Origin of the sequence: Nitrososphaera sp. (genome assembly GCF_037447015.1) — an archaeon.
In the GTDB taxonomy this organism is placed as follows: domain Archaea; phylum Thermoproteota; class Nitrososphaeria; order Nitrososphaerales; family Nitrososphaeraceae; genus Nitrososphaera.
The window spans coordinates 37,976-55,384 of the sequence record NZ_JBBIHK010000011.1 but is presented as its reverse complement, the minus strand read 5'-3'; the positions used below and the strand labels follow the sequence as shown (position 1 = coordinate 55,384).

25 protein-coding genes are annotated in these 17,409 nt (G+C 57.4%); 7 read left to right on the top strand and 18 right to left on the bottom strand.

All coding sequences use genetic code 11. The annotated features are described in order from the left end of the window. Window positions 1-1,221 (bottom strand): methyl-accepting chemotaxis protein (locus WKI84_RS06200; protein WP_337862662.1); only part of this gene is annotated, 1,221 nt, incomplete at its 3' end. Between the two features lie 246 nt (window positions 1,222-1,467). Next, a complete protein-coding gene (locus WKI84_RS06195) occupies window positions 1,468-1,698 on the bottom strand; it encodes a hypothetical protein (RefSeq protein WP_337862661.1) in 231 nt (76 codons plus the stop codon). Between the two features lie 177 nt (window positions 1,699-1,875). Here WKI84_RS06195 and WKI84_RS06190 point away from each other — a divergent pair, with 177 nt between their 5' ends. After that, entirely contained in the window at window positions 1,876-2,625 is a 750-nt protein-coding gene (locus WKI84_RS06190) for a hypothetical protein (RefSeq protein WP_337862660.1), read from the top strand. On the opposite strand, the gene endA is transcribed toward WKI84_RS06190, so the two are convergent. The 11 genes from endA to WKI84_RS06135 form a co-directional block, all read right to left on the bottom strand. Beyond that, window positions 2,622-3,212: a tRNA-intron lyase gene (gene endA, locus WKI84_RS06185; RefSeq protein WP_337862659.1), complete on the bottom strand. Its 591-nt coding sequence runs from the start codon at window positions 3,210-3,212 to the stop codon at window positions 2,622-2,624. The two genes, WKI84_RS06190 and endA, sit on opposite strands and share 4 nt — an antisense overlap. Window positions 3,213-3,332: 120 nt before the next feature. Then, entirely contained in the window at window positions 3,333-3,641 is a 309-nt protein-coding gene (locus WKI84_RS06180; protein ID WP_337862658.1) for a hypothetical protein, read from the bottom strand. 67 nt (window positions 3,642-3,708) lie between these two features. Continuing rightward, window positions 3,709-4,590 carry a radical SAM protein gene (locus WKI84_RS06175; protein ID WP_337862657.1) on the bottom strand — a complete coding sequence of 294 codons (882 nt, stop codon included), beginning with the start codon at window positions 4,588-4,590 and terminating at the stop codon, window positions 3,709-3,711. Between the two features lie 113 nt (window positions 4,591-4,703). Beyond that, on the bottom strand, window positions 4,704-5,135 hold the full coding sequence (locus tag WKI84_RS06170; RefSeq protein WP_337862656.1) for an Rpp14/Pop5 family protein: 432 nt from the start codon (window positions 5,133-5,135) through the stop codon (window positions 4,704-4,706). Continuing rightward, on the bottom strand, window positions 5,090-5,629 hold the full coding sequence (locus tag WKI84_RS06165) for a hypothetical protein (RefSeq protein WP_337862655.1): 540 nt from the start codon (window positions 5,627-5,629) through the stop codon (window positions 5,090-5,092). The genes WKI84_RS06170 and WKI84_RS06165 overlap by 46 nt, the downstream gene beginning before the upstream one ends. Before the next feature lie 53 nt (window positions 5,630-5,682). Further along, the gene (locus WKI84_RS06160) at window positions 5,683-6,153 is read right to left on the bottom strand and encodes an RNA-binding domain-containing protein (protein ID WP_337862654.1); all 471 of its coding nucleotides are present in this window, start codon (window positions 6,151-6,153) and stop codon (window positions 5,683-5,685) included. A gap of 51 nt (window positions 6,154-6,204) precedes the next feature. Then, complete coding sequence (locus WKI84_RS06155; RefSeq protein ID WP_337862653.1) at window positions 6,205-6,906, bottom strand: 40S ribosomal protein S3a/S1; 702 nt, start codon at window positions 6,904-6,906, stop codon at window positions 6,205-6,207. A 41-nt stretch (window positions 6,907-6,947) separates the two neighbouring features. Next, window positions 6,948-8,231 carry a serine--tRNA ligase gene (gene serS / locus WKI84_RS06150; RefSeq protein WP_337862652.1) on the bottom strand — a complete coding sequence of 428 codons (1,284 nt, stop codon included), beginning with the start codon at window positions 8,229-8,231 and terminating at the stop codon, window positions 6,948-6,950. Window positions 8,232-8,251: 20 nt separating this feature from the next. Next, window positions 8,252-8,548: a KEOPS complex subunit Pcc1 gene (locus WKI84_RS06145; protein ID WP_337862651.1), complete on the bottom strand. Its 297-nt coding sequence runs from the start codon at window positions 8,546-8,548 to the stop codon at window positions 8,252-8,254. Further along, window positions 8,505-9,974, bottom strand: coding sequence for a DHH family phosphoesterase (locus tag WKI84_RS06140; protein WP_337862650.1), 1,470 nt, complete (start codon window positions 9,972-9,974; stop codon window positions 8,505-8,507). The genes WKI84_RS06145 and WKI84_RS06140 overlap by 44 nt, the downstream gene beginning before the upstream one ends. 9 nt (window positions 9,975-9,983) lie before the next feature. Continuing rightward, window positions 9,984-10,433 carry a 30S ribosomal protein S15 gene (locus WKI84_RS06135; protein ID WP_337862649.1) on the bottom strand — a complete coding sequence of 150 codons (450 nt, stop codon included), beginning with the start codon at window positions 10,431-10,433 and terminating at the stop codon, window positions 9,984-9,986. Window positions 10,434-10,559: 126 nt separating this feature from the next. Here WKI84_RS06135 and WKI84_RS06130 point away from each other — a divergent pair, with 126 nt between their 5' ends. The 3 genes from WKI84_RS06130 (at window position 10,560) to WKI84_RS06120 (ending at window position 11,859) form a co-directional block, all read left to right on the top strand. Beyond that, complete coding sequence (locus WKI84_RS06130; RefSeq protein ID WP_337862648.1) at window positions 10,560-10,997, top strand: hypothetical protein; 438 nt, start codon at window positions 10,560-10,562, stop codon at window positions 10,995-10,997. Between the two features lie 112 nt (window positions 10,998-11,109). Then, window positions 11,110-11,481 carry a hypothetical protein gene (locus tag WKI84_RS06125; RefSeq protein ID WP_337862647.1) on the top strand — a complete coding sequence of 124 codons (372 nt, stop codon included), beginning with the start codon at window positions 11,110-11,112 and terminating at the stop codon, window positions 11,479-11,481. A 135-nt stretch (window positions 11,482-11,616) separates the two neighbouring features. Further along, a complete protein-coding gene (locus tag WKI84_RS06120; protein ID WP_337862646.1) occupies window positions 11,617-11,859 on the top strand; it encodes a hypothetical protein in 243 nt (80 codons plus the stop codon). Window positions 11,860-11,939: 80 nt separating this feature from the next. Here WKI84_RS06120 and WKI84_RS06115 read toward each other — a convergent pair whose 3' ends face one another. After that, window positions 11,940-13,145 (bottom strand): nucleotide disphospho-sugar-binding domain-containing protein, encoded by a 1,206-nt coding sequence (locus WKI84_RS06115; protein ID WP_337862645.1) that lies wholly within the window; start codon window positions 13,143-13,145, stop codon window positions 11,940-11,942. Between the two features lie 41 nt (window positions 13,146-13,186). Beyond that, window positions 13,187-13,807: a TIGR00296 family protein gene (locus tag WKI84_RS06110; RefSeq protein WP_337862644.1), complete on the bottom strand. Its 621-nt coding sequence runs from the start codon at window positions 13,805-13,807 to the stop codon at window positions 13,187-13,189. Window positions 13,808-14,235: 428 nt separating this feature from the next. On the opposite strand from WKI84_RS06110, the gene WKI84_RS06105 reads away from it, so the two are divergent. The 3 genes from WKI84_RS06105 (at window position 14,236) to WKI84_RS06095 (ending at window position 15,565) form a co-directional block, all read left to right on the top strand. Beyond that, a complete protein-coding gene (locus WKI84_RS06105) occupies window positions 14,236-14,403 on the top strand; it encodes a hypothetical protein (RefSeq protein WP_337862643.1) in 168 nt (55 codons plus the stop codon). Between the two features lie 65 nt (window positions 14,404-14,468). Continuing rightward, complete coding sequence (locus WKI84_RS06100) at window positions 14,469-15,335, top strand: isocitrate lyase/PEP mutase family protein (protein ID WP_337862642.1); 867 nt, start codon at window positions 14,469-14,471, stop codon at window positions 15,333-15,335. Further along, entirely contained in the window at window positions 15,335-15,565 is a 231-nt protein-coding gene (locus tag WKI84_RS06095; protein WP_337862641.1) for a hypothetical protein, read from the top strand. The genes WKI84_RS06100 and WKI84_RS06095 overlap by 1 nt, the downstream gene beginning before the upstream one ends. On the opposite strand, the gene WKI84_RS06090 is transcribed toward WKI84_RS06095, so the two are convergent. From WKI84_RS06090 to WKI84_RS06080, 3 genes are read right to left on the bottom strand one after another with little or no spacing between them, the layout of a single operon-like run. Continuing rightward, complete coding sequence (locus WKI84_RS06090; RefSeq protein WP_337862640.1) at window positions 15,566-16,105, bottom strand: acyl-CoA thioesterase; 540 nt, start codon at window positions 16,103-16,105, stop codon at window positions 15,566-15,568. A 35-nt stretch (window positions 16,106-16,140) separates the two neighbouring features. Then, a complete protein-coding gene (locus tag WKI84_RS06085) occupies window positions 16,141-17,187 on the bottom strand; it encodes an NAD(P)/FAD-dependent oxidoreductase (protein WP_337862639.1) in 1,047 nt (348 codons plus the stop codon). 22 nt (window positions 17,188-17,209) lie between these two features. After that, window positions 17,210-17,407 carry an RNA-protein complex protein Nop10 gene (locus WKI84_RS06080; protein ID WP_337862638.1) on the bottom strand — a complete coding sequence of 66 codons (198 nt, stop codon included), beginning with the start codon at window positions 17,405-17,407 and terminating at the stop codon, window positions 17,210-17,212. Window positions 17,408-17,409 lie beyond the last annotated feature (2 nt).

Sequence of the window (17,409 nt, the reverse complement as noted above, 5' to 3'; positions counted from 1 at the left end):
GAACATGACCATCAGCTCTGTGACGGGGGCGCGGACTGACACGTAGCCGGTTATCCGGCCATCCCCGTCCCTTATCGGATTGATTGTGGCCTTGACCCAGTATATCGAGCCATCCTTGGAGCGGTTGCGCACGTAGCCTGTGAACGTCTTGCCTGCTGTCACCGATTTCCATAATGCTTCAAAGAGCAGGGGCGAATGGAATCCCGACTTTAGGAGGCGATGACTCTGGCCCATCAACTCGGAGGAGGCAAAGTGGGCGACTTCAAGAAACTTGTCGTTCATGTAGGTGATGTTGCCGTCAAGGTCGGTCATCGAGATGATGTTGGCCTGGTCCATGATGCCGGTTATCTTGGCCAGCGTCCTGGCAGCGTCGCTTGCGTCGAGGATGGTCGAAGTCTCGTTGCGTTTCAGCTCCCTGAGCCGGTCGATCTGGCGCAGGTTTTCCTGCGAGACCGAGGCGACCTCTTCGCCAGACTCGGCTACCTCTTCGCTCCCGCTTGCCGCTTCTTCGGCAGCGCTCGATATCTCGTGCATGGATGCGGTGATGCCGGCAACCATCTGTGCCACCTTGTCCAGCGAGCTGAGAACTTTTGTTATTACTTCATAAGATTCTGCAAGCGAGACGTTCCCCTGCTCGATATGCTGCATGGTCGTTGCGGCAACCTTCTCGAGGTTCTTGACCGTGCCAGAAATGTCATCTGCGCCCTTCATAGAGCTGTCTGCCAGGCGCTTGACCTCGTCGGCCACGACTGCAAACCCTTTGCCGCTATCCCCCGCCCTGGCAGCCTCTATCGCCGCGTTGAGAGCCAGAAGGCTGGTCTGGTCGGCTATCTTTGTAATAAGGTTCACCATGCTGTAGATTTTTTTGAGTTCGCTTCCAAGGATGGCTATCTCGTCAAACGACTTGGAGACTCTCTCCTTGAGGATATTCATCTTCTCCATGCCCAGCTGGGCCTCCTTTGCAGCCTGCTGGATCGCCTCGTTTGAGGAGGTGGTCTTTTGCATTGCGGAATTGACGCTGGTAGCGGTATTTTGCACCGCAGACGATATGTCTTGGACGCCTTTGGCGACCTCCTCTATGGTGCGGGTCTGCGTCGTAGTGGCAGTGGCCATTTCGTCCAGGGTCGCAGTTACCATTTTCGAGGCAGAATCTGCCTTGTCAAATGACTTTAAAACACGACTTATCAGCTTCTCGTCGCCAACTTCTTCTTCTTTGTGCACTACCTGTTTCTGTTTCAGCACCTGCATACGTCAAAAATTTTGGCGGGCCTATAATTCGCAGCGTGTGTCGTGTGCCATACATACACACATACACGCGCGCATTCGCGCACGCATACACACACATGCACCGCCTCAAGGTACGGCGACATGTCAAAACACGTCTAAAAAATGGAGAGCGCGGCTCCGCAGGGGCAAACAGGGTAAAAGCAGGCCCCGGGTCCCTACACCGTCGCCAACTTTTTCCGGTCAGCGGCCCCTGCCGCTACTGCTGCCCGGCTTGGCGACCTTGGTCTCTTTGGACTCGTCGACGACCTTGACATCGACCGGCTTTTTCATGCGCTTTTTGTACTCCTGTGCGTATTTTTCCGCCTGCTCTTTCGTGTCAAATATCGCTTCGCCCCGGAACGAGCCTTTTTCGTCTATCAGGCTGACGGTTCCCCACTGCCCATTCTTGCCCATCTTTTTTACTGAAAACATTTTTGACGGCACGCATGAAAAGCCAGTGCCGGTATTTAAGATCACAGGAACTTGGTTGCATGGTGCCAGGCAGGCAGGCAAGCAAGCAACCTGCACACATGCATGCGCGCCCTGCCCGTGATGAGGCGGGGCGCGCCACCAACTTGATAAACAACCCTGGAAATATTATCGGCGGGATTGAGCTCGGGAAATCCGGAAGCAAGATTTACGATAAACGTCAAAGAGGGCATAGTCGAACTCGAAGGCAAGGAGAGCTTTGTTGACAAACATCTGGAAAAGTTTGAGGAGATATTCAAGGCGGCAGTCAGGGAGGCCATTTCAAACAACATCAACGCCGTGGCGCTAAAGGCGCAGCCAGCTGCGGCGCAGGCGATGGCCTTGCCCAATAACCACCCTCATCATCAACATCAACAACAACAGCAGCAGGAGATGATGATGGCTCCATTGCAACAGCAGCAAGAACCTGCCGCGGCCATCACCAGCCCAAGCAACGCCGTAGCCCGTGCGCCAGAGCAGCAGCAAAAACCCCGGCAGCAGACGCCGCGTCCCTCGCCCACCCTGCCGCCGATACCGGTTGACCTGAAGGCAAACGCAGAGAAGCCTGGCCTGCGCGAGTTTTACGCAGAGAAAAAGCCTGCCAACCACTACGAAAAGACGGCCGTGTTTGCGTACTATTTGACGAAATTCAACAAGGAGCAGGAGGTCAGGTACGGCGAGATACTTTCGTGCTATGAGGAGGTGGACGAGAAAAAGCCAAGCGTGGTCGACATCGTCAAGAACTCGGTGCGCTACAAGGGGTGGCTCGAACACGGCTCTGACAAGTTCTCGTGCAGGCTGACGATATCCGGCGAGAATTTCGTCAAGTTCGACCTGCCGGCCGCAAATGGCAAGAAAGAGTCTCCTCCTTCTTCGCTGGCGTCGGCCTAGGCGCGCCACCAGTCAAAGCCGACGTAATCTATTTTCTTTTCAGCCATTTTTGGTATGGCAAGTATGAACTGCTTTTTCACCGTCGTGGCAAGCCTGCCGGCAAGCACGATGCCGGTTGCGCTCAGCTCGTCAGTCGCCCTGAACACCTGCACCAGGTAAGGCGCGTGGTCGATACCCGGCCCTCTTTCATAGACTGCAAAGTCGCAGCCGAACTTGATTCCCGGCGTCACCGCATAGCCCTTGTCGCGCAGGTCCTGGAAAACGAGGTACTTGGCATCAAAGTCGACGTACTGCTTTTTGCACATCTTTTTTATCTCGCCAAGCGGGACGGCCCTATTGCTGCCACTACCGTCGCCCTGCTGCTGTTGTTGTTGCGACGACACCTTCAGCCTGCCCTTTTCCACGAGGTAGCAGCCCTCTATCAGGTCGAGGACAAGCGGCGAGTCGAACTCGACCCCCTTTGGCTTGGGCACGCCTATGGGCTTGCCGTAATAGCCAGAGCCGTAGAGGGCGCGCGAGCCGGCAATGTCCCACACCACTATCCTGTTGCCGACGAGCCTGCCGGATATTATTGTCGCTGGCGACACGGTGCAATAGTGGCGACGCCTGCAGGATATTAACCCTACCTACTGCCACACAACCACCTTGGCGGAGAGAAAAAGAAAGATCGTCGCGCATATGTGTGTGTGTGTGCGTGTGTATCTCTTTTAGCCGGCCTGATCCCCGTTTCCGCCCTTTGCCAGCCCCATGCCGTAAACCGCGGCATAGAATATCCCGACGGCGACTCCGAACGCGGCACCTCCTATGATCAGGGTAAGGACCGCGGCTATCGCCATTGTCACAAGGTTCTGCCAAAAGTCGCCTGCGTCAGGATGCAGCGCGCCGTAAACCGCGGCAAATATCAGCTGCCCCACGATGATCACGGTGGCGATGCCTACTGCAAGCCCGAGGAGCACTATTGCAAGGGTCCGCCGGGGACTGCCAAAGCCCATTCCGCTGTTTTTCTTTTGGTGCATCGATACGGGTACTCTTGCGCATAGATGTACTTGACAGTTGCCGAACGTAATACCCGAAAATAGTTAGTTAGAATCCGCGCAGGAACTTGGGCTTTAACATCTCTGGATGCTGCTTTAGGTTCTGTATCAGAGCAAGCACCCTTTCCCTGTCCTCCGGCATCGTCCCCTTGATGGAATACACGTTGGACGCGTGGTTTGCCCGAAACACCACCGACGTCTTGGGGTTCATCCCCTGCACGAGCATCTCCAGCTCGTCGAGCACCTGCATGTCGTCGATAAACTCAAAGGGCTCGCCGTACTTGCCCATGAACTCGTCGCGAAGGCTGTCGTCAAGGTGCAGCGTTAGCGCGCCCACATAGTCTGGCGCTATCTCGCTCAACACTTTTGCAGTGTCTGCGATGTGCTCCTTTGAATATTTCCTGCCGCCAAGGCCCAGTATCACCATGCACGAGAGGACGTAGCCGTGCTTTTTGGCCTTGCCGCACGCCTGCACTATCGACTTTTGCGTGGCGCCCTTGGTCACCTTTTTCAGCACAATGTCGTTGCCGCTCTCTATGCCGACGTAAAACATGTCAAGCCCTGCCGCCCGCAGCTCCTGCAGTTCTTTGTCGGTCTTTTGCAGCAGGTTCTTGGGCATGGCGTAGCAGGACACCCGCTCAAGCGCAGGGAATTTCTCGCGCAGGTACTTCAGTATCGGCACCATTTTGTCTTTTGACAGGTTGAGCGCGTCGCCATCTGCCAGGAACACCCTTCTGGTGTCAGGATAGTATTTTGACATCATGTCTATCTCAGCTCGGATTTCGTCCCACGGCCTCTCCGAATATTCCTTGGTGCGGTACATGTCGCAGAAAGAGCACTTGTTGAAGGAGCAGCCAAGCGTCACCTGGAATATCATCGAGCCGGCTTCAGACGGCGGCCTGTAGAGCGGGTAGTCGTAGGCTAGCTCCATAATACATTCCTAAAACGGCGCTCCGAATAATTATAACTTTTGGGTCAGTTCGTCGCGAGATCTTCATCGCTTTTGACTCAGTCTGGAGCAGCGAAACTCACCTCATCCCCGTTCTAAAGCTTGTCACCGACAGCGGTATTAACCTTTGCAGCAGCCTGCGCTTTTGCCGCGGCAGCTGCAATCCTCCGCTTTAGCCTCCTTGCGCTTGAAGACATGTCGAGCGTGACCATCGCCGGGGCCGGAACAAGAGCTATAGAGGCCAGCACGTGCTCTGCCTCACGCAGGCTGCAGCGCACGATGATGATGATAGAGTTGTTGTTATCGTCGCGGTAGGATCTCAGGAGCTTGAGGGACGCCCTTGCCGACCCGACGCTGCCAAAGAGCTCTGAATGGCGCCTGACTATGGCGGCAAACGCCTCGTCTCCGATGGAAGGGGCCGTTGCTGCTGCAGGGCCGCCGCATGCCATGACAGAGATGTAGCGCCGCTTTTCGCGCCTCTTTAGCGTACGCGCACCCTCCTCCCCGACAGGCGGGATTCCAGCCACTTTTCAAGGCCCGCCCAGTGCCTTTCCGGGTCGATTCCACAGGTGCGGAGCAGGGCATCGAAGGACCTGCCCGACACCATCTCGCACCGGGAAGTGGCGCCGCTTGAAAGCACGAGCTGGCAGCCAGACGAGTGGCAAAAGCCGGCCAAGGCCGAGACATCTGCAAGCCAGCGGGCCACGCCTGCGGCGTCCATGCGCCTTGCCTGCGCGACCGTCATTTCAAGCCCGACTCCTGCCTTGGCCTTTTTCTTCAGCCGGTCCTTGACCCTGCCAAAGTCGCTGACCGTGACAAGGTCTGCGTGCGAAGCGTCGTCGGCGTTGTCGGAAACCATGAGATAGTCGTATGCCACGGCCGCCTTGCCCGGGGGGTGCTGCCGCAGCCTGTATATGAAATGGGTGCTGCCGTTGTGGTTATTGTTGCCCGCCGGCGCCAGGGAAGATACTACCCCGATTCTTGCAAGGCCAAGCTCCCTTGCAGCCTCTGCTATGGCCATATCCAAGTCGCTGCCGCCCGCACCAGCAGCAACAACAACTGCTGCTGCAAGATCTATCCTGTTGACGAAGAAAAGAGCCCCCTGTAGCTCGAAACATTGCCCGAAGGCTGGTAGCGCCTGACGGGCTTGAACTTGATCCTGACCGCATCCGACTCTGCAAGCGCGACCCTGCCGTTGCTGCACAGCCTCTGCTTGTCCAGCCGGAGGTACAGGTTGCCCCGCTCGTCTGAATACTCGTCGATATAGTCTGCAAGGTGCTGCCTGTCGGGGCTGTTAAGCGCAGAAGCTATTCTGGCAAACAGCTCGCCGGCCTGCCTGCTGTTTGCCACGTTTGCCCGCAGCAGCAGTATCCGGTTGCCAAAGTGGCCCTCCGACGCCTCCTCTTCAAACCCCGAGACGCCCAGCGCAGCCTCTACCGCTGCAAGCACCTTTTCTCTGTCCTCGGTTGCGTGCAGTACGAGGTTGACCTCGGCTCCAGAAAAGCGCGGCTCTTCCTGCTGCTGGTGATGATGGGGGTTTGGCATTTGAGATGCGACTACAACAAAAGAAGGAAAAAGAGGGGCTAAAAAAAGTTGTTATTGTGCCGGCTGCTCGGCCGCGATTTCGACAGGCTTGGCGTCGGTCATGGCCCTCGACTCGGGGGTCGAAACAAGCTTTGTTTTCTTGATGCCGATGTGCCTTATCGTGGCGATCTTTTTCACTTCGTTCAGGATCGCCGCGCCTATCAGGCTGTTGGTCTCCCTTGGCACCTCGCCGGACTTGCTGCCCGTGACTTGCTGCACAAACTGCTCGACTGTCATCTGCGGGATCCTCTCCGAAAGCACCCTGTGTGCTGTCAGGCGGATCTCGTGCTTTTTGGAGGCGTTGACGCGCCTCTGAGTGAACGCGATGAGTGCGACCCTGAAGGTGTGGCCGTCCTGCGTGGTATAGTCGTGCACAAAGTTGACCATCGAGCTTCCGCGCCTTATCAGCGAGCGCAGAAACTCCTTGGCGTACTCGTGGCCCTTAAAGCGCGTGTTGGCGGTGCCGTCGTTTATCTTCTCGACCTGTATGAAGACCTTTATCTGGTGCTGGTCCATGCTCTGGTCGGGGTTGCCCTTCATCATGTCATGGAGTGTATTTTCAATGACCCTCCCCTTGGCCTGCTCGGCGTCGGTTATGGGAACGTAATTAACTGATCCAGGCGGCTCGAACCCGGCCGGCTTGTTGACGACGACCCATTGCTTGTCTCGCCACTTGTCGCGGACACGGCCCCCCTTCTTAGCTCCTTTAGCCATTGCAAGTTACGCTTGCTGTCCAGAATATATATTGTTCGTCGTCAGGCGGGAGGGCGGATTTCCTTCTCATCGCCCATGTATTTCTGCAAGACCTGCGGGATCCTTACGGTGCCCTCTGCCATCTGGTAGTTCTCCATTATTGCGACCAGAGTGCGCTGCACCGCCACGAGTGTGCTGTTGAGCGTGTGCACGTACCTGGTGTCCTCGTTTGTGCGGTCGCGGAACCTGATGGACAGCCGGCGCGCCTGGTAGTCGAGGCAGTTTGAGCACGACACTATCTCGCGGTAGGCGCCCTGGCCGGGCATCCACGCCTCGATGTCGTACGTCTTGGCCGAGATCTTGCCGGTGTCGCCTGACGACAGCAGCACGACGCGGTACGGGATTTGCAGCCGGTCGAAAAACTCTTGCGAGATTGCGAGCATGCGCTCGTGCTCTTGCCAGGAATCTTCGGGCCGGCAGTAGACAAACTGCTCCACCTTGTCAAACTGGTGGACCCTGAAGATGCCTTTCATGTCCTTGCCGTGCGCGCCGGCCTCCTTGCGGAAGCAGGGGCTGACGCCGGCGTACCTTATCGGCAGCTGCTTGCCTTCCAGAATCTCGTCCATGTGCATGGCCGCTATGGCGTGCTCGGACGTGCCTATCATGTACAGGTCCTCGCCCTCTATCTTGTATATCACGTCCTCAAAATCGCCCAGGATGACGGCCCCTTCCATTGGCTCCCTGCGTATCATGTACGGCGGCTGGATCAGCGTGTAGCCCTTTTCTGACATAAAGTCAAGCGCAAAGTGGACAAGCGCCGTGTTCATGCGCACGAGCGCGTTCTTTAAAAAGTAAAAGCGTGCGCCAGAGATTTTTGCGGCCCGCTCGATGTCCATCAGGTTCAGGGCGTTGGCAATGTCAACGTGGTCTTTGGGCTTGGCTGTTGGGTCTTTCAGGATGATTGTTGGCGGCGTCTTGACCACGACGTTGTCGCGCTCGTCCTTGCCGTCCGGCACCGACTCGTGGAGCATGTTTGGCAGGAGCATTGCCAGCTTTTTGTATTCGGCCTCTGTTGCCAGCCTGTCCTGCTCTGCCTTTTCAAGGCCGGCTCCGACCTGCTTCATCTCGGCAAGCTCTGCGCTGGCGTCCTGCTTGGCCTTTTTCTTTGCAGCGACTGCCTCTGACAGCCTGTTTTTCTTGTGCTTCAGCTCCTGCGTCTGGATTATGAGGTCGCGCCTCTTTTTGTCCAGCGCAAGCAGGTCGTCTATCGGGAAATCAGAGTGGCGGCGCGCAAGCATTGCCCGCACGGCGTCAGGGTTTTCCTTCAAAAGCCTGGGGTCGAGCATTTTTTCTTTCTTTCTCCCCCTTATCCCATCATTACCCTTTTTGCCACCGACAGGTGCTCAAGCACCTCGTCAAGCGTGCTTGCAACCGTAGCCAGCGAGACGAGCCCTCCCCTGCCGGCCAGCCTCACGTGGACGGTTCTGCCTTTTGCAAAGATCTCGACGGACAAGCCTTCTGGCATGTTTACATTGTCTGGTATTAATGCCTTGACCGCCGAGCGCGCCTGCGCGGCAGACGGGAACGCTATTGCGACTGCCACGTCAGAGTCAGGCTGTTTACGTTGGTGTTGCTGCTGCTGTCGTCGCAAACTTTTCGTCATTTATGGCCGACCTCAGGCACGCAAGAAAGCTGTCAATAGAATGGGAAGGTATCCTGCAGCCGGCCGCAGCCGCGTGACCGCCGCCGGTCCCGCCGTTCTGCTCGGCGCAGTGGCGCATTATCAGGCCAAGGTTCGCATTGGACGTGCAACCCAGGGCCTTCCTCGACGAAAAGCGGTAGCTTCCGTCCTGCGCAAGCGTGCGCACGAAAAGGAGCCGGCCAGCAAGGGTGGGTGAGCCGCTCAAAAGCGACGACACGGCTCCAAGCATGTCTTCTGCCACCAGCCCGTCGCCGTTTACGATCGCTACTCTACCGCCGCCACTGTCGTCTGACGACGACACCCTCCACTTTTCGCTGAAAATTGTAGAGATGTACGTCCGGAGAGTAGTCCTGTACTCGGCGTTTATCTCCTCGCCGGCGGTGAGCATGGCGTTCCTGTCGCCCATGCATATCGCCACTCCGACGCCGGACTTGCCTATCCTGCCGCACGCGTTGAGCAGGGTGGCAAACTCGCGGGCGTCGCGCAGCTGGCTGCGCTTGTCCTCGCCGGTGAGCGTGTACACGTTTCCTATCAGGTCGTCAATCACGCTTGCAGAGGTCTTGCTAGAAGTGACGACGAACTTGGCGATGGCCTCAAGTATCGCGCTCTTTTCCTCCTGCGAAAACTCGGCCGGCACGCGCCAGCGGCCGTTGTCCTTTAGCTTTATGCCTGCGTTTTTCAGCACGGCGTGGCAGTTGTCCCTGTTCCACGTCAGCCCGTCAATGTACGGGAACGATGTGAAGGCAAGCGCCTCGTGCAGCGGCCTGGTCTCCCGGCCTGTCAGCATTATGTCCAGGTCGACCTTGACAAGGCCGGCCGACTTGGCGACTTCAAGTATCTCTCTGTTGACGCCGAGGAACGATTTCTTGTCGCCCTGGTCCTGCCTGTCGCCCACCGCCGAGACGATTGCGATACATGAAAGGTCGCGGTTTTTGCGGTCAAGCGCGCTTGCCACCATGTAGGCCATGCCGCCGGCAGATATCTCTGTCCCGCCGTCGATTCCAAACTTCCATGCGTTGAGCACCTGGCCGGCGTCGTCTGTCAGTATCTCCTCCTCAGGTATCTGGTGGTGGTCGATGACCACCCACCTGTCTCCCAACGCTTTTCTGAAATTGGCGGCCATCCCCCCGCCAAGGTCTGTGATGACGTAAAAGTCGTGGCCGTCTGACTTCATTTTTTCTATGACGGAAGGGTTCATGTCGGAGACGGTGCGGACGCTGCAGCGCGCCCCCATGCGCGCAAGGGCAAGGGAAATAATGCTGCCGGACGTTATGCCGTCGGCATCCAAATGGGTGATAATTGCGATCTCGCTGCCGCTCTCGACTACAGAGCGGAGTTTCTCGCAGAAAGGCTTGAGCGCCTGGACGAGCCGGGTGCTGTCGCCCATTTCGTTTTCTTACTCTAGCTGGGCAATGACTGCGGCGTATTTCCAGTTCTGCGCAAGCTTGCCGGAGCGCTTGTAATACTTGGCCAGCCGGTGGATCTTGGCCTCGACCAGCTCCAGCGAGCGGACGTTTCTGTGGTCGCTGTTGTGGGCCTTCAGGTGCTTTTGCAGGCCGAGCGCCTTGTGCACCAGCCTCTCGAGGTCTTCAGGCATGTCGGGCTTGACGTTGTTCTCTGCAAGCACCTGCGTCACCGTCTTGCCTGTCACAGATTTTACGAGCGGGACTGCGTGCTCGTCGCGAAGCTTCATGCCTATCTCGCTCGGGGTGGCGCCGTCCTTGGACATCCTGACCACGAGGGTCGATACCTGGTCCGGGCTCTGCGTCAGCCAGGAAGGAGAAGACTTGGAAGTGGGACGGATTGAATGCGACTTGCCATGAGTGTGAACGTGAATACGGGCCATGCTGGATGGGTATGAACGACAATCCCCTTAAATATCATGCGCTAAGCGGCAGGGCAAAGTCTCGAAAATGGAACACCGTTACATAATGGCTAAGAAAGAGCGGACGCGGTAACAGCAATCAGCGTAATGCGAAAAGAAGGAGACCGGCTCTACCTCTCACTGATCTTTGTGCTTGTGGCGGCCCTGAGCGTGTCTGTCTACTATAACCTGGCGGCGCCTTTTGTCCCAAACACGATCGTCGGGACGGTGGATCACAGGCACGTTGGAGAGGGATTGGACAAGCAGGGGCAGCCAGTGACGTGGTACACCGTGTCCGTCCGGCCGATAAACAGGGACAACGTCACGCCGCTAGACGCAGGCCAGACGATGGCCTACATCGTGAGCAAAGACGACTATGACTCGGTAAACGCCAACGACATCGTGGTGGGCCGCGTCTCGCAGGGCATGAGCCTGGACATAGTGCAGGTCTCCCCTTCGGAGAGCTGGTTGAGGGAGGAATGCGTTGGTGTTAAAGCTTCCAGCGATCCCGTCACCCCTTCTGAACACTATTGCGTCATGGGCTGAGCTTGCACAGCATCATTTGTCCGCGTGTGCGCGTGTGTATATACACGCACGGATTTCCGCACGGCAGTGCGTTCACAAAAGTTAAATATTCGAAATCGAAAGGGTAAATGATATGAACAAGCCTACTATGATGGCTTTGGTCGCAATGTTCGCAGCGGCGGTTTCAATTCCAGCCATACAAGCTGCATATGCACAGGGATATGGCGGAATCGGCGGAGATGTTGTTACGGAAGAAACTAAAGCCAAGTGCGAACAGTACGGCATTCCGGAAGCACAGTGCACTGAATTGAACGTCCTCGCAAAAGAGAGGCTAATCACCGCCCAGAAGACTACTTATGGCAACAAACCAGAGGGTTCCGGCACGTCGATGGTCGCTCTGGAAGCTAACCAGACATGGGTGTTCATAGGAGTCCTGGCAGCAATCTTTGGCGGAGTAGCAGCGGCGTTCTTCTTCAGAGGCAGAGGCGCAGCACCGCCAAGCTAGACGCCCCCACCACTTTTTCCTTTTTGTTTATATTTCCAGCTCCCCAAGCCACCCCTCGCGCAACCCTTTCCTGCACGGTTTGGCCATGCACAGCAACCAAAATGTATATATCATACGTCTTGCTGGACTATCGTAATGAACTTCGGAAGTCTATTTGGGCAGATCGGTCCGAACTACGACCCACTGTTCTATGATGTCATGGTCTACATATTCGGGACCATGCTGTTTGGAGTGTTCCTGCTGGGCGTGATCGCCTTCTGGCTTAGGAGGAAGGGTCTTGGCGGGGGCTCTGCAAAGGAAAAGTGGACGCAGGAGCTCGAAAGGTACTTCGAGCGCGAGCAGATCGGCCTGATTCCGGACGAAAAGCACCACTGGTAAGCAAGAAAACCGGGGCCACAGGCCCTTTTTACTTCTTTTTACTATTACACAACCATTATCCTCCTCATCATCATCTGCGACTAAGACAGGTATGACTTTACTATCTTTACCACGTTTTCGATGCCGTCGAGGCTTTCCGTCATCTTTTTCAGCTCCAACGTCTTTTTCGCAAAGCGCGGATCTGTCAGCACCTGCTCTACCGCCTGCGCTATCTGCTCCGGCCCCAGTTTTTTTGGATGCAGCATGATGCCGGTGCCAAGCTCGGCCACCTTTTGCGAGTTGCCCAGCTGCTCGCCGTGGTTCTCTATCGGTATCGTCACCACGGGCTTGCCAAACTGGATGGCCTGGGAAAGCACCGTGTGCCCGCCCCGCAGAACAGCCAGGTCGCACAGCGCAAAGACCTCGTCCCTGACGGGGCACCATTCGTAATACCAGGTGGACTGGCCCACCTTTTTCGGCTCCGGGTTGCCCCTTGGCCGGCCCTCTGAAAATATGAACTGGATCCTGCCGTCCAGGATCCTGGCCGCCTGGAGCGCCAGCCTTATCATCGGCAGCCGGGTTTCCATCGGCCCGCTGATGTGGACAAAGACCGTCGGGACCGACCGGTCAAGCCCGAGCCCGTCTGCCACGGCCTGCACCTGCTCGCCTGTCACATGCGGCCGGGGCGCCGTAAAGCCGATGTACTCCAGCCTTTTTGCCACCGAGCCCACGCCCCACAGGTTGTGCGCCGATATCGTGTACGGCGGGGGCAGGTCTGGCACCAGCACCCTGTCGGCGGTGCCCCACATCGAGCCGAGGAACTCGCCCACCACGCTCTCAAAGAGCCGGGCGACTGCAATCTGGCGCAGGCGGGGCGACAGCAAGAGCTTTACCTGGTTGAGCAGGACTATTGACGGCACGCCCACGAGGCGGGCCGAGATCAGGGGCGACAGGCGGGAATCGGACAGCACCACGTCCGGCCCTGCCGCAGTCATGTTGCGCGCCTCCTGGTTCACCTGCCGGGCCAGGTTGGTGAACCACACCGGTATGTTGGAGATGCTGTCCTTTATCGAGAAACCACCCTCGTTGTTCCAGGAGAACTCGACCGGCGGGACCATGAGGCAGCGGTAGCCCCGCATAGAGACATAGTGGGCCGCCTCGCCGTAGGAAGAAAAGTGCACCTGCACGCCGTCTTGGCGCAGCCGGTCGGCTATCATGACAAGGCGGCTTGCGTGCCCAAGCCCTACGCCGTACGGCGCAAGGTATGCCGTGCCACCGCTGGTTGCCGTTGCCTCTTCCATCATCATGTTCTATCTATATGTCCTTAAAGCAGGAATAGCCGGAATGGTTATTTGTACTGTTCCTGCAGCCTGACGACGGGGCCGCCCGGCCTGAGCTCTTTAAAGACGCTTGCCTGGAACGTGTACAGCCTGGACGAAGGGTCGAGCCACACGTCCGGCGGGGCGCCGGCCTTGTAGCAGATGTTTGCAAGGTACTCGTCTGCGTCCCATCCAAGCTCGGCTGGCACCTGCGGCAGCAGCAGGCCCGAGCCGTACCTCCATTTCAAGAGCAGGCCGTCCCGGCCCACCCGGATGGCATCCCTGTAGGCGGCAGGCGATGCCACCTTCAGCTCCTCCGGCTCGGTAAGCACGCTCACCTCAAACACGATGCGTGCAAGCTCCTTGGCGTCAGATACCGGCGGAAAGCGCGGGTCCTGCGTGGCCGCGGCGATTGCGGCCTCCACGACGGACTGGTGCAGGGGCTTGTACGGCAGGGGAAAGCCTATGCAGCCGCGCAGGTGCTCCTCTGCCCCTTTCAGGTAGTTGAGCGTCACAAAGACGCCTGCGCGCGTGGCAAGGCCGTCATAGTTATTACTGTCAGGAACGATGATAGTCGAGTCGGCGACGTACCGCTCGGCCGCGGCCCTTGCCAGCCGGACCAGCCGCTCGCCCTGAACGTCTGTAAGCACGGTTCTAGTTTGCAATACGGGCTAAAAAATCATCCTGCCGGGGCATTTATGGCGGTGATGAGAGGTTCTGCCCAGACACACCGATATGTTGTGCGTGCACTGCAGCAAGCCCCTTACCTTTGCCATCGGGACGGACAGGGGCACCGGGAGGCAGGCCGAAGTCTACCGATGCCACTTTTGCGGCTTTGAGGTAAGGGAACGGAGGCCAAAGCGCGAGATAGGCAGGCTGACGGTTTTCAGTGATGCTGCTTTAGCACAGCAGCAAAAAGCCCTGCCCCGCGCGTTTTCTTGTTTCCCATTCTGCAAGCAGAGAGAGAGAGTGAGAGGGAGAGACTAATCAAGACACACGTTCACGCAACAGCCTTTGCAATGCCCTTACGGGAAAGCATATTAACAGACACGCTGCAAACAACTGTGCATATAGAGATATGATGAACTGTCCTTCGTGCGGGGCGATAATGGTCTGGCTCAACGGCTCGGTTCTGCACGACCCGCCCACCAAATTCTACCAGTGCAGGCAGTGCAGGATAGACGTGACCCAGCTGCCGGATGGCACCACCGAGATAAAGCAACAGCCGCAGCCTGCGCAGCAGTAATAACAACGTCTCTCTTGCTGCAGCAGCAAAACGCATAATAAAACAGCCCGCGCCCCCTTCTCCAAATGCCAGACAAGCCGCCCTCGCTTAGAGAACAGCTTGAGGACAAGAACCGCATTATCGTGCTTCCCGGCGTCTTTGACGCGCTGAGCGCAAGGATAGCAGAGCAGGTCGGGTTTGAAGCCATGTTCCAGACGGGGTACGGCTCTGCAGCCGCGCTCCTCGGGATGCCAGACTTTGGATTTCTGAATGCAGGCGAAACGGTAGACAACGCCCGCAGGATAATCCGCGCCGTGAGCGTGCCTGTGATGGTGGACGCAGACACGGGCTATGGAAACCCGCTCAACGTGTGGAGGCTTGTACGCGACCTCGAATCGCTCGGCGCGGCGGGCATATTCTTGGAAGACCAGGTGTGGCCCAAAAGGTGCGGCCACATGATAGGCAAGGACGTGATACCCAAGGACGACTATTTGCCCAAGCTAAAGGCAGCAGTCGAGGCGAGAAAGAGCAAGGAGTTCATAATCGTCGCAAGGACCGACGCCCGGGCTCCGCTCGGGCTCGACGAGGCCATCTTGCGGGCAAAGGCGTACAGGAAGGCAGGCGCCGACGTTATTTTCGTCGAGGCGCCAAGGACGGTGGCAGAGCTGAAAAAGGTGGCAGACGAGGTGGACGCCCCGCTTGTGGCAAACATGATAGAGGACGGCGTCACGCCGACCATGCCTGCCAGGGAGCTCTTGAAATTGGGCTACAGGGTGGCCGTGTTCCCGCTCTCTGGCCTGTACAGCGCCACGTACGCCATGCGGGAGGTGTTCACGGAGCTGAAAAAGACCGGCGAGACGAAAAAGACGCGCAGGATGATGGTCACGTTCAAGGACTTTAACGAGTTTGTGGACCTGCAAAAATACATGGACCTGGAAAAGAGGTACCGCTGATGCCGCCAAAACACAGGGCCGCCCGGACTTCTCCCAGAGGCGGCAATGGCGAAGTGACGCAGCTGCTGCAAGAGATACTGGCAGAGCTTCGCAGGCTCAACGCAAACCTGGAAAAGAGAGACATGCAGCAACAACAACAACAGCAACAGTTGTCGCCTGCTCCTCTCGAGGGAGGTGGCGACGGTGACTTGGACCTTGATGATTCTGAAGAGCTGGAATATTTCGAGTAGCTAGCTGACGCTGCTTTTCTTGCCGGCCTCTTGCAAGCGCGCCTCCATGCGCCGCTGGCCTTCTGCAAACCTCCTCCTGTCGTCGTCTGTTTCTAGCAGGAGCGGCGGGAGCGCGGCCGACTTTTTGTCCCCGCCCTTTTCCCTGCCCAGCGCGACCATCGTGACAAACGCGGTGGCGGTCCTGACCCTCTTCTTGTCGCCCTCGCCGTCAAAGTCCTCCGAGTCGACTGTCACCTCGACTTCCATCGACGACCTGCGCACATAGTTTATCCTTGCAGACAGCACGAGCGCGTTGCCGATAAAGACGGGGCGCAGGAACGTCATCCTGTCGATGCTTGCAGTCACAAGGTTGCCGTGGCCGGCGTGCCTCCTGGCTACGATGCCGGCTATGAGGTCGACGTGCTTCAGTATCACGCCGCCAAACACGTTCCCCATAGGGTTTGCGTCAGACGGCATCATGAGCACGGTTGTCTCGGCCTGCGACTCGCGTGGGCTCTTGGGCTTTTGCTGCGGCTCCTCTGGCGGTAGCGACGACGACATTAGGCGCTATAACAAAAATCGCAGGCACCCAGCTGCTATAAAGCGTTTACTAGCCTGTTCATCTTGTCCAGGCTCACTTCAAAGCCAAAGCGTTGCTCCTCCTTCTTCATGTGCCTGTACATGCTCATGAGCAGGTTTGCGTGGCGTATGGTCGAGAGCTTGCCGTCCATCTTCAGGCGCACGATGCGGTACACGTCGTCGTAATAGCCGAAGTAGTCGAGCACCTTTTTCCTGTATTTTTTGGTGTCGAATTTTTTTCCCTGCTGCTTTGTGCTTTCGTCCAAGACTTCGAGGAAGATGTCGCAGCATATGAGCGACGGTATTATGCCCTCGCCAAGCATCGGGAACACGGTGCCTATCGACTCGCCGACCCCAACCACGTTGCCCTCAAAAAAGGGCTCCATCCTCTTTGGAGGGGCAAGCCTTATCGGCCTGCCTATCTTTTTCACTATCTTTGCCTCGGGATGGCGGACAAAGAACTCGTCGACGCCGCGGTACTTTTTCATCACGTCGCCGGCGCCCATGTAGCCCCTGCCCTCGCCAAGCGGGAAATACCAGAAATACCCCTTGGCGCCCTCGTAGCCTATGGTGTAAAACTCGTCCTCGCCCCTGACGCCTTCAAGCAGGTACTCGTATGCCGGGATGAGGAAATCCTCCTTTGACCGGGGCAAGAGCGTCCTGTGCAGGCCGGTGCAGTCCAGGACGTAATCGTATTTTTCAAACGGAAAAGATTCTTTTGTCACCTTGGTGCCGAATTTTATCTCGACCCCCTTCATGAGGTCCCGCTCCCACCTGTGCTTGTCGTATGTGACAAGGCCCCTGAGCTCCAGGTGCTCGACCTTGCCCCTTGGCAGGTCCATGCGCAGGTCCTTGCCCACGTGCAGTATGTATTTTTCAAAGTCGAGGCCGGCTTTTTCTGAAAAGCGCGACAGCATGTGCCTCGACGCGCCCCAGGCGCAGACGGGCCAGTGGCTCTCCGGCCGGGATGCCTCGAATATCTCTACCCCGTGCCCGCGCCGCGCAAGCATGTTGCCAAGATAGCTGCCGGCTACCCCTGCCCCGGCTATGGCAAACCTCAACACCTTTGAATCGGCGCCGGTTCATTTAATCCTTGTCAGAATCTTTTCCTTCTTCTTCTTTGTTTTCGCTGTACCGCTCGGCCACGCGGTAGCGGACGTACCTGTCGTCAGGCGAGTACTTGGGCGGGTGCGGATCCGCAGTCGGAGCGCCGCATTTCGGGCACGATGTCGGGGCAAGCGTGTAAACGCCGCAGGACGTGCACTTGCGTATCAGGTGCTTCATTT

Coding starts and splice junctions, on each gene's coding strand:
- WKI84_RS06100 (WP_337862642.1), top strand. CDS start 14,469: ATGCCAGACAAGCCGCCCTCGCTTAGAGAACAGCTTGAGGACAAGAAC.
- WKI84_RS06105 (WP_337862643.1), top strand. CDS start 14,236: ATGATGAACTGTCCTTCGTGCGGGGCGATAATGGTCTGGCTCAACGGC.
- WKI84_RS06175 (WP_337862657.1), bottom strand. CDS start 4,590: ATGGAGCTAGCCTACGACTACCCGCTCTACAGGCCGCCGTCTGAAGCC.
- WKI84_RS06145 (WP_337862651.1), bottom strand. CDS start 8,548: ATGACGAAAAGTTTGCGACGACAGCAGCAGCAACACCAACGTAAACAG.
- WKI84_RS06090 (WP_337862640.1), bottom strand. CDS start 16,105: ATGTCGTCGTCGCTACCGCCAGAGGAGCCGCAGCAAAAGCCCAAGAGC.
- WKI84_RS06180 (WP_337862658.1), bottom strand. CDS start 3,641: ATGCACCAAAAGAAAAACAGCGGAATGGGCTTTGGCAGTCCCCGGCGG.
- WKI84_RS06115 (WP_337862645.1), bottom strand. CDS start 13,145: ATGATGATGGAAGAGGCAACGGCAACCAGCGGTGGCACGGCATACCTT.
- WKI84_RS06195 (WP_337862661.1), bottom strand. CDS start 1,698: ATGTTTTCAGTAAAAAAGATGGGCAAGAATGGGCAGTGGGGAACCGTC.
- WKI84_RS06080 (WP_337862638.1), bottom strand. CDS start 17,407: ATGAAGCACCTGATACGCAAGTGCACGTCCTGCGGCGTTTACACGCTT.
- WKI84_RS06155 (WP_337862653.1), bottom strand. CDS start 6,906: ATGGCTAAAGGAGCTAAGAAGGGGGGCCGTGTCCGCGACAAGTGGCGA.
- WKI84_RS06135 (WP_337862649.1), bottom strand. CDS start 10,433: ATGGCCCGTATTCACGTTCACACTCATGGCAAGTCGCATTCAATCCGT.
- WKI84_RS06140 (WP_337862650.1), bottom strand. CDS start 9,974: ATGGGCGACAGCACCCGGCTCGTCCAGGCGCTCAAGCCTTTCTGCGAG.
- WKI84_RS06095 (WP_337862641.1), top strand. CDS start 15,335: ATGCCGCCAAAACACAGGGCCGCCCGGACTTCTCCCAGAGGCGGCAAT.
- WKI84_RS06120 (WP_337862646.1), top strand. CDS start 11,617: ATGAACTTCGGAAGTCTATTTGGGCAGATCGGTCCGAACTACGACCCA.
- WKI84_RS06160 (WP_337862654.1), bottom strand. CDS start 6,153: ATGCCAAACCCCCATCATCACCAGCAGCAGGAAGAGCCGCGCTTTTCT.
- serS (WP_337862652.1), bottom strand. CDS start 8,231: ATGCTCGACCCCAGGCTTTTGAAGGAAAACCCTGACGCCGTGCGGGCA.
- WKI84_RS06125 (WP_337862647.1), top strand. CDS start 11,110: ATGAACAAGCCTACTATGATGGCTTTGGTCGCAATGTTCGCAGCGGCG.
- WKI84_RS06165 (WP_337862655.1), bottom strand. CDS start 5,629: ATGGCCATAGCAGAGGCTGCAAGGGAGCTTGGCCTTGCAAGAATCGGG.
- WKI84_RS06130 (WP_337862648.1), top strand. CDS start 10,560: ATGCGAAAAGAAGGAGACCGGCTCTACCTCTCACTGATCTTTGTGCTT.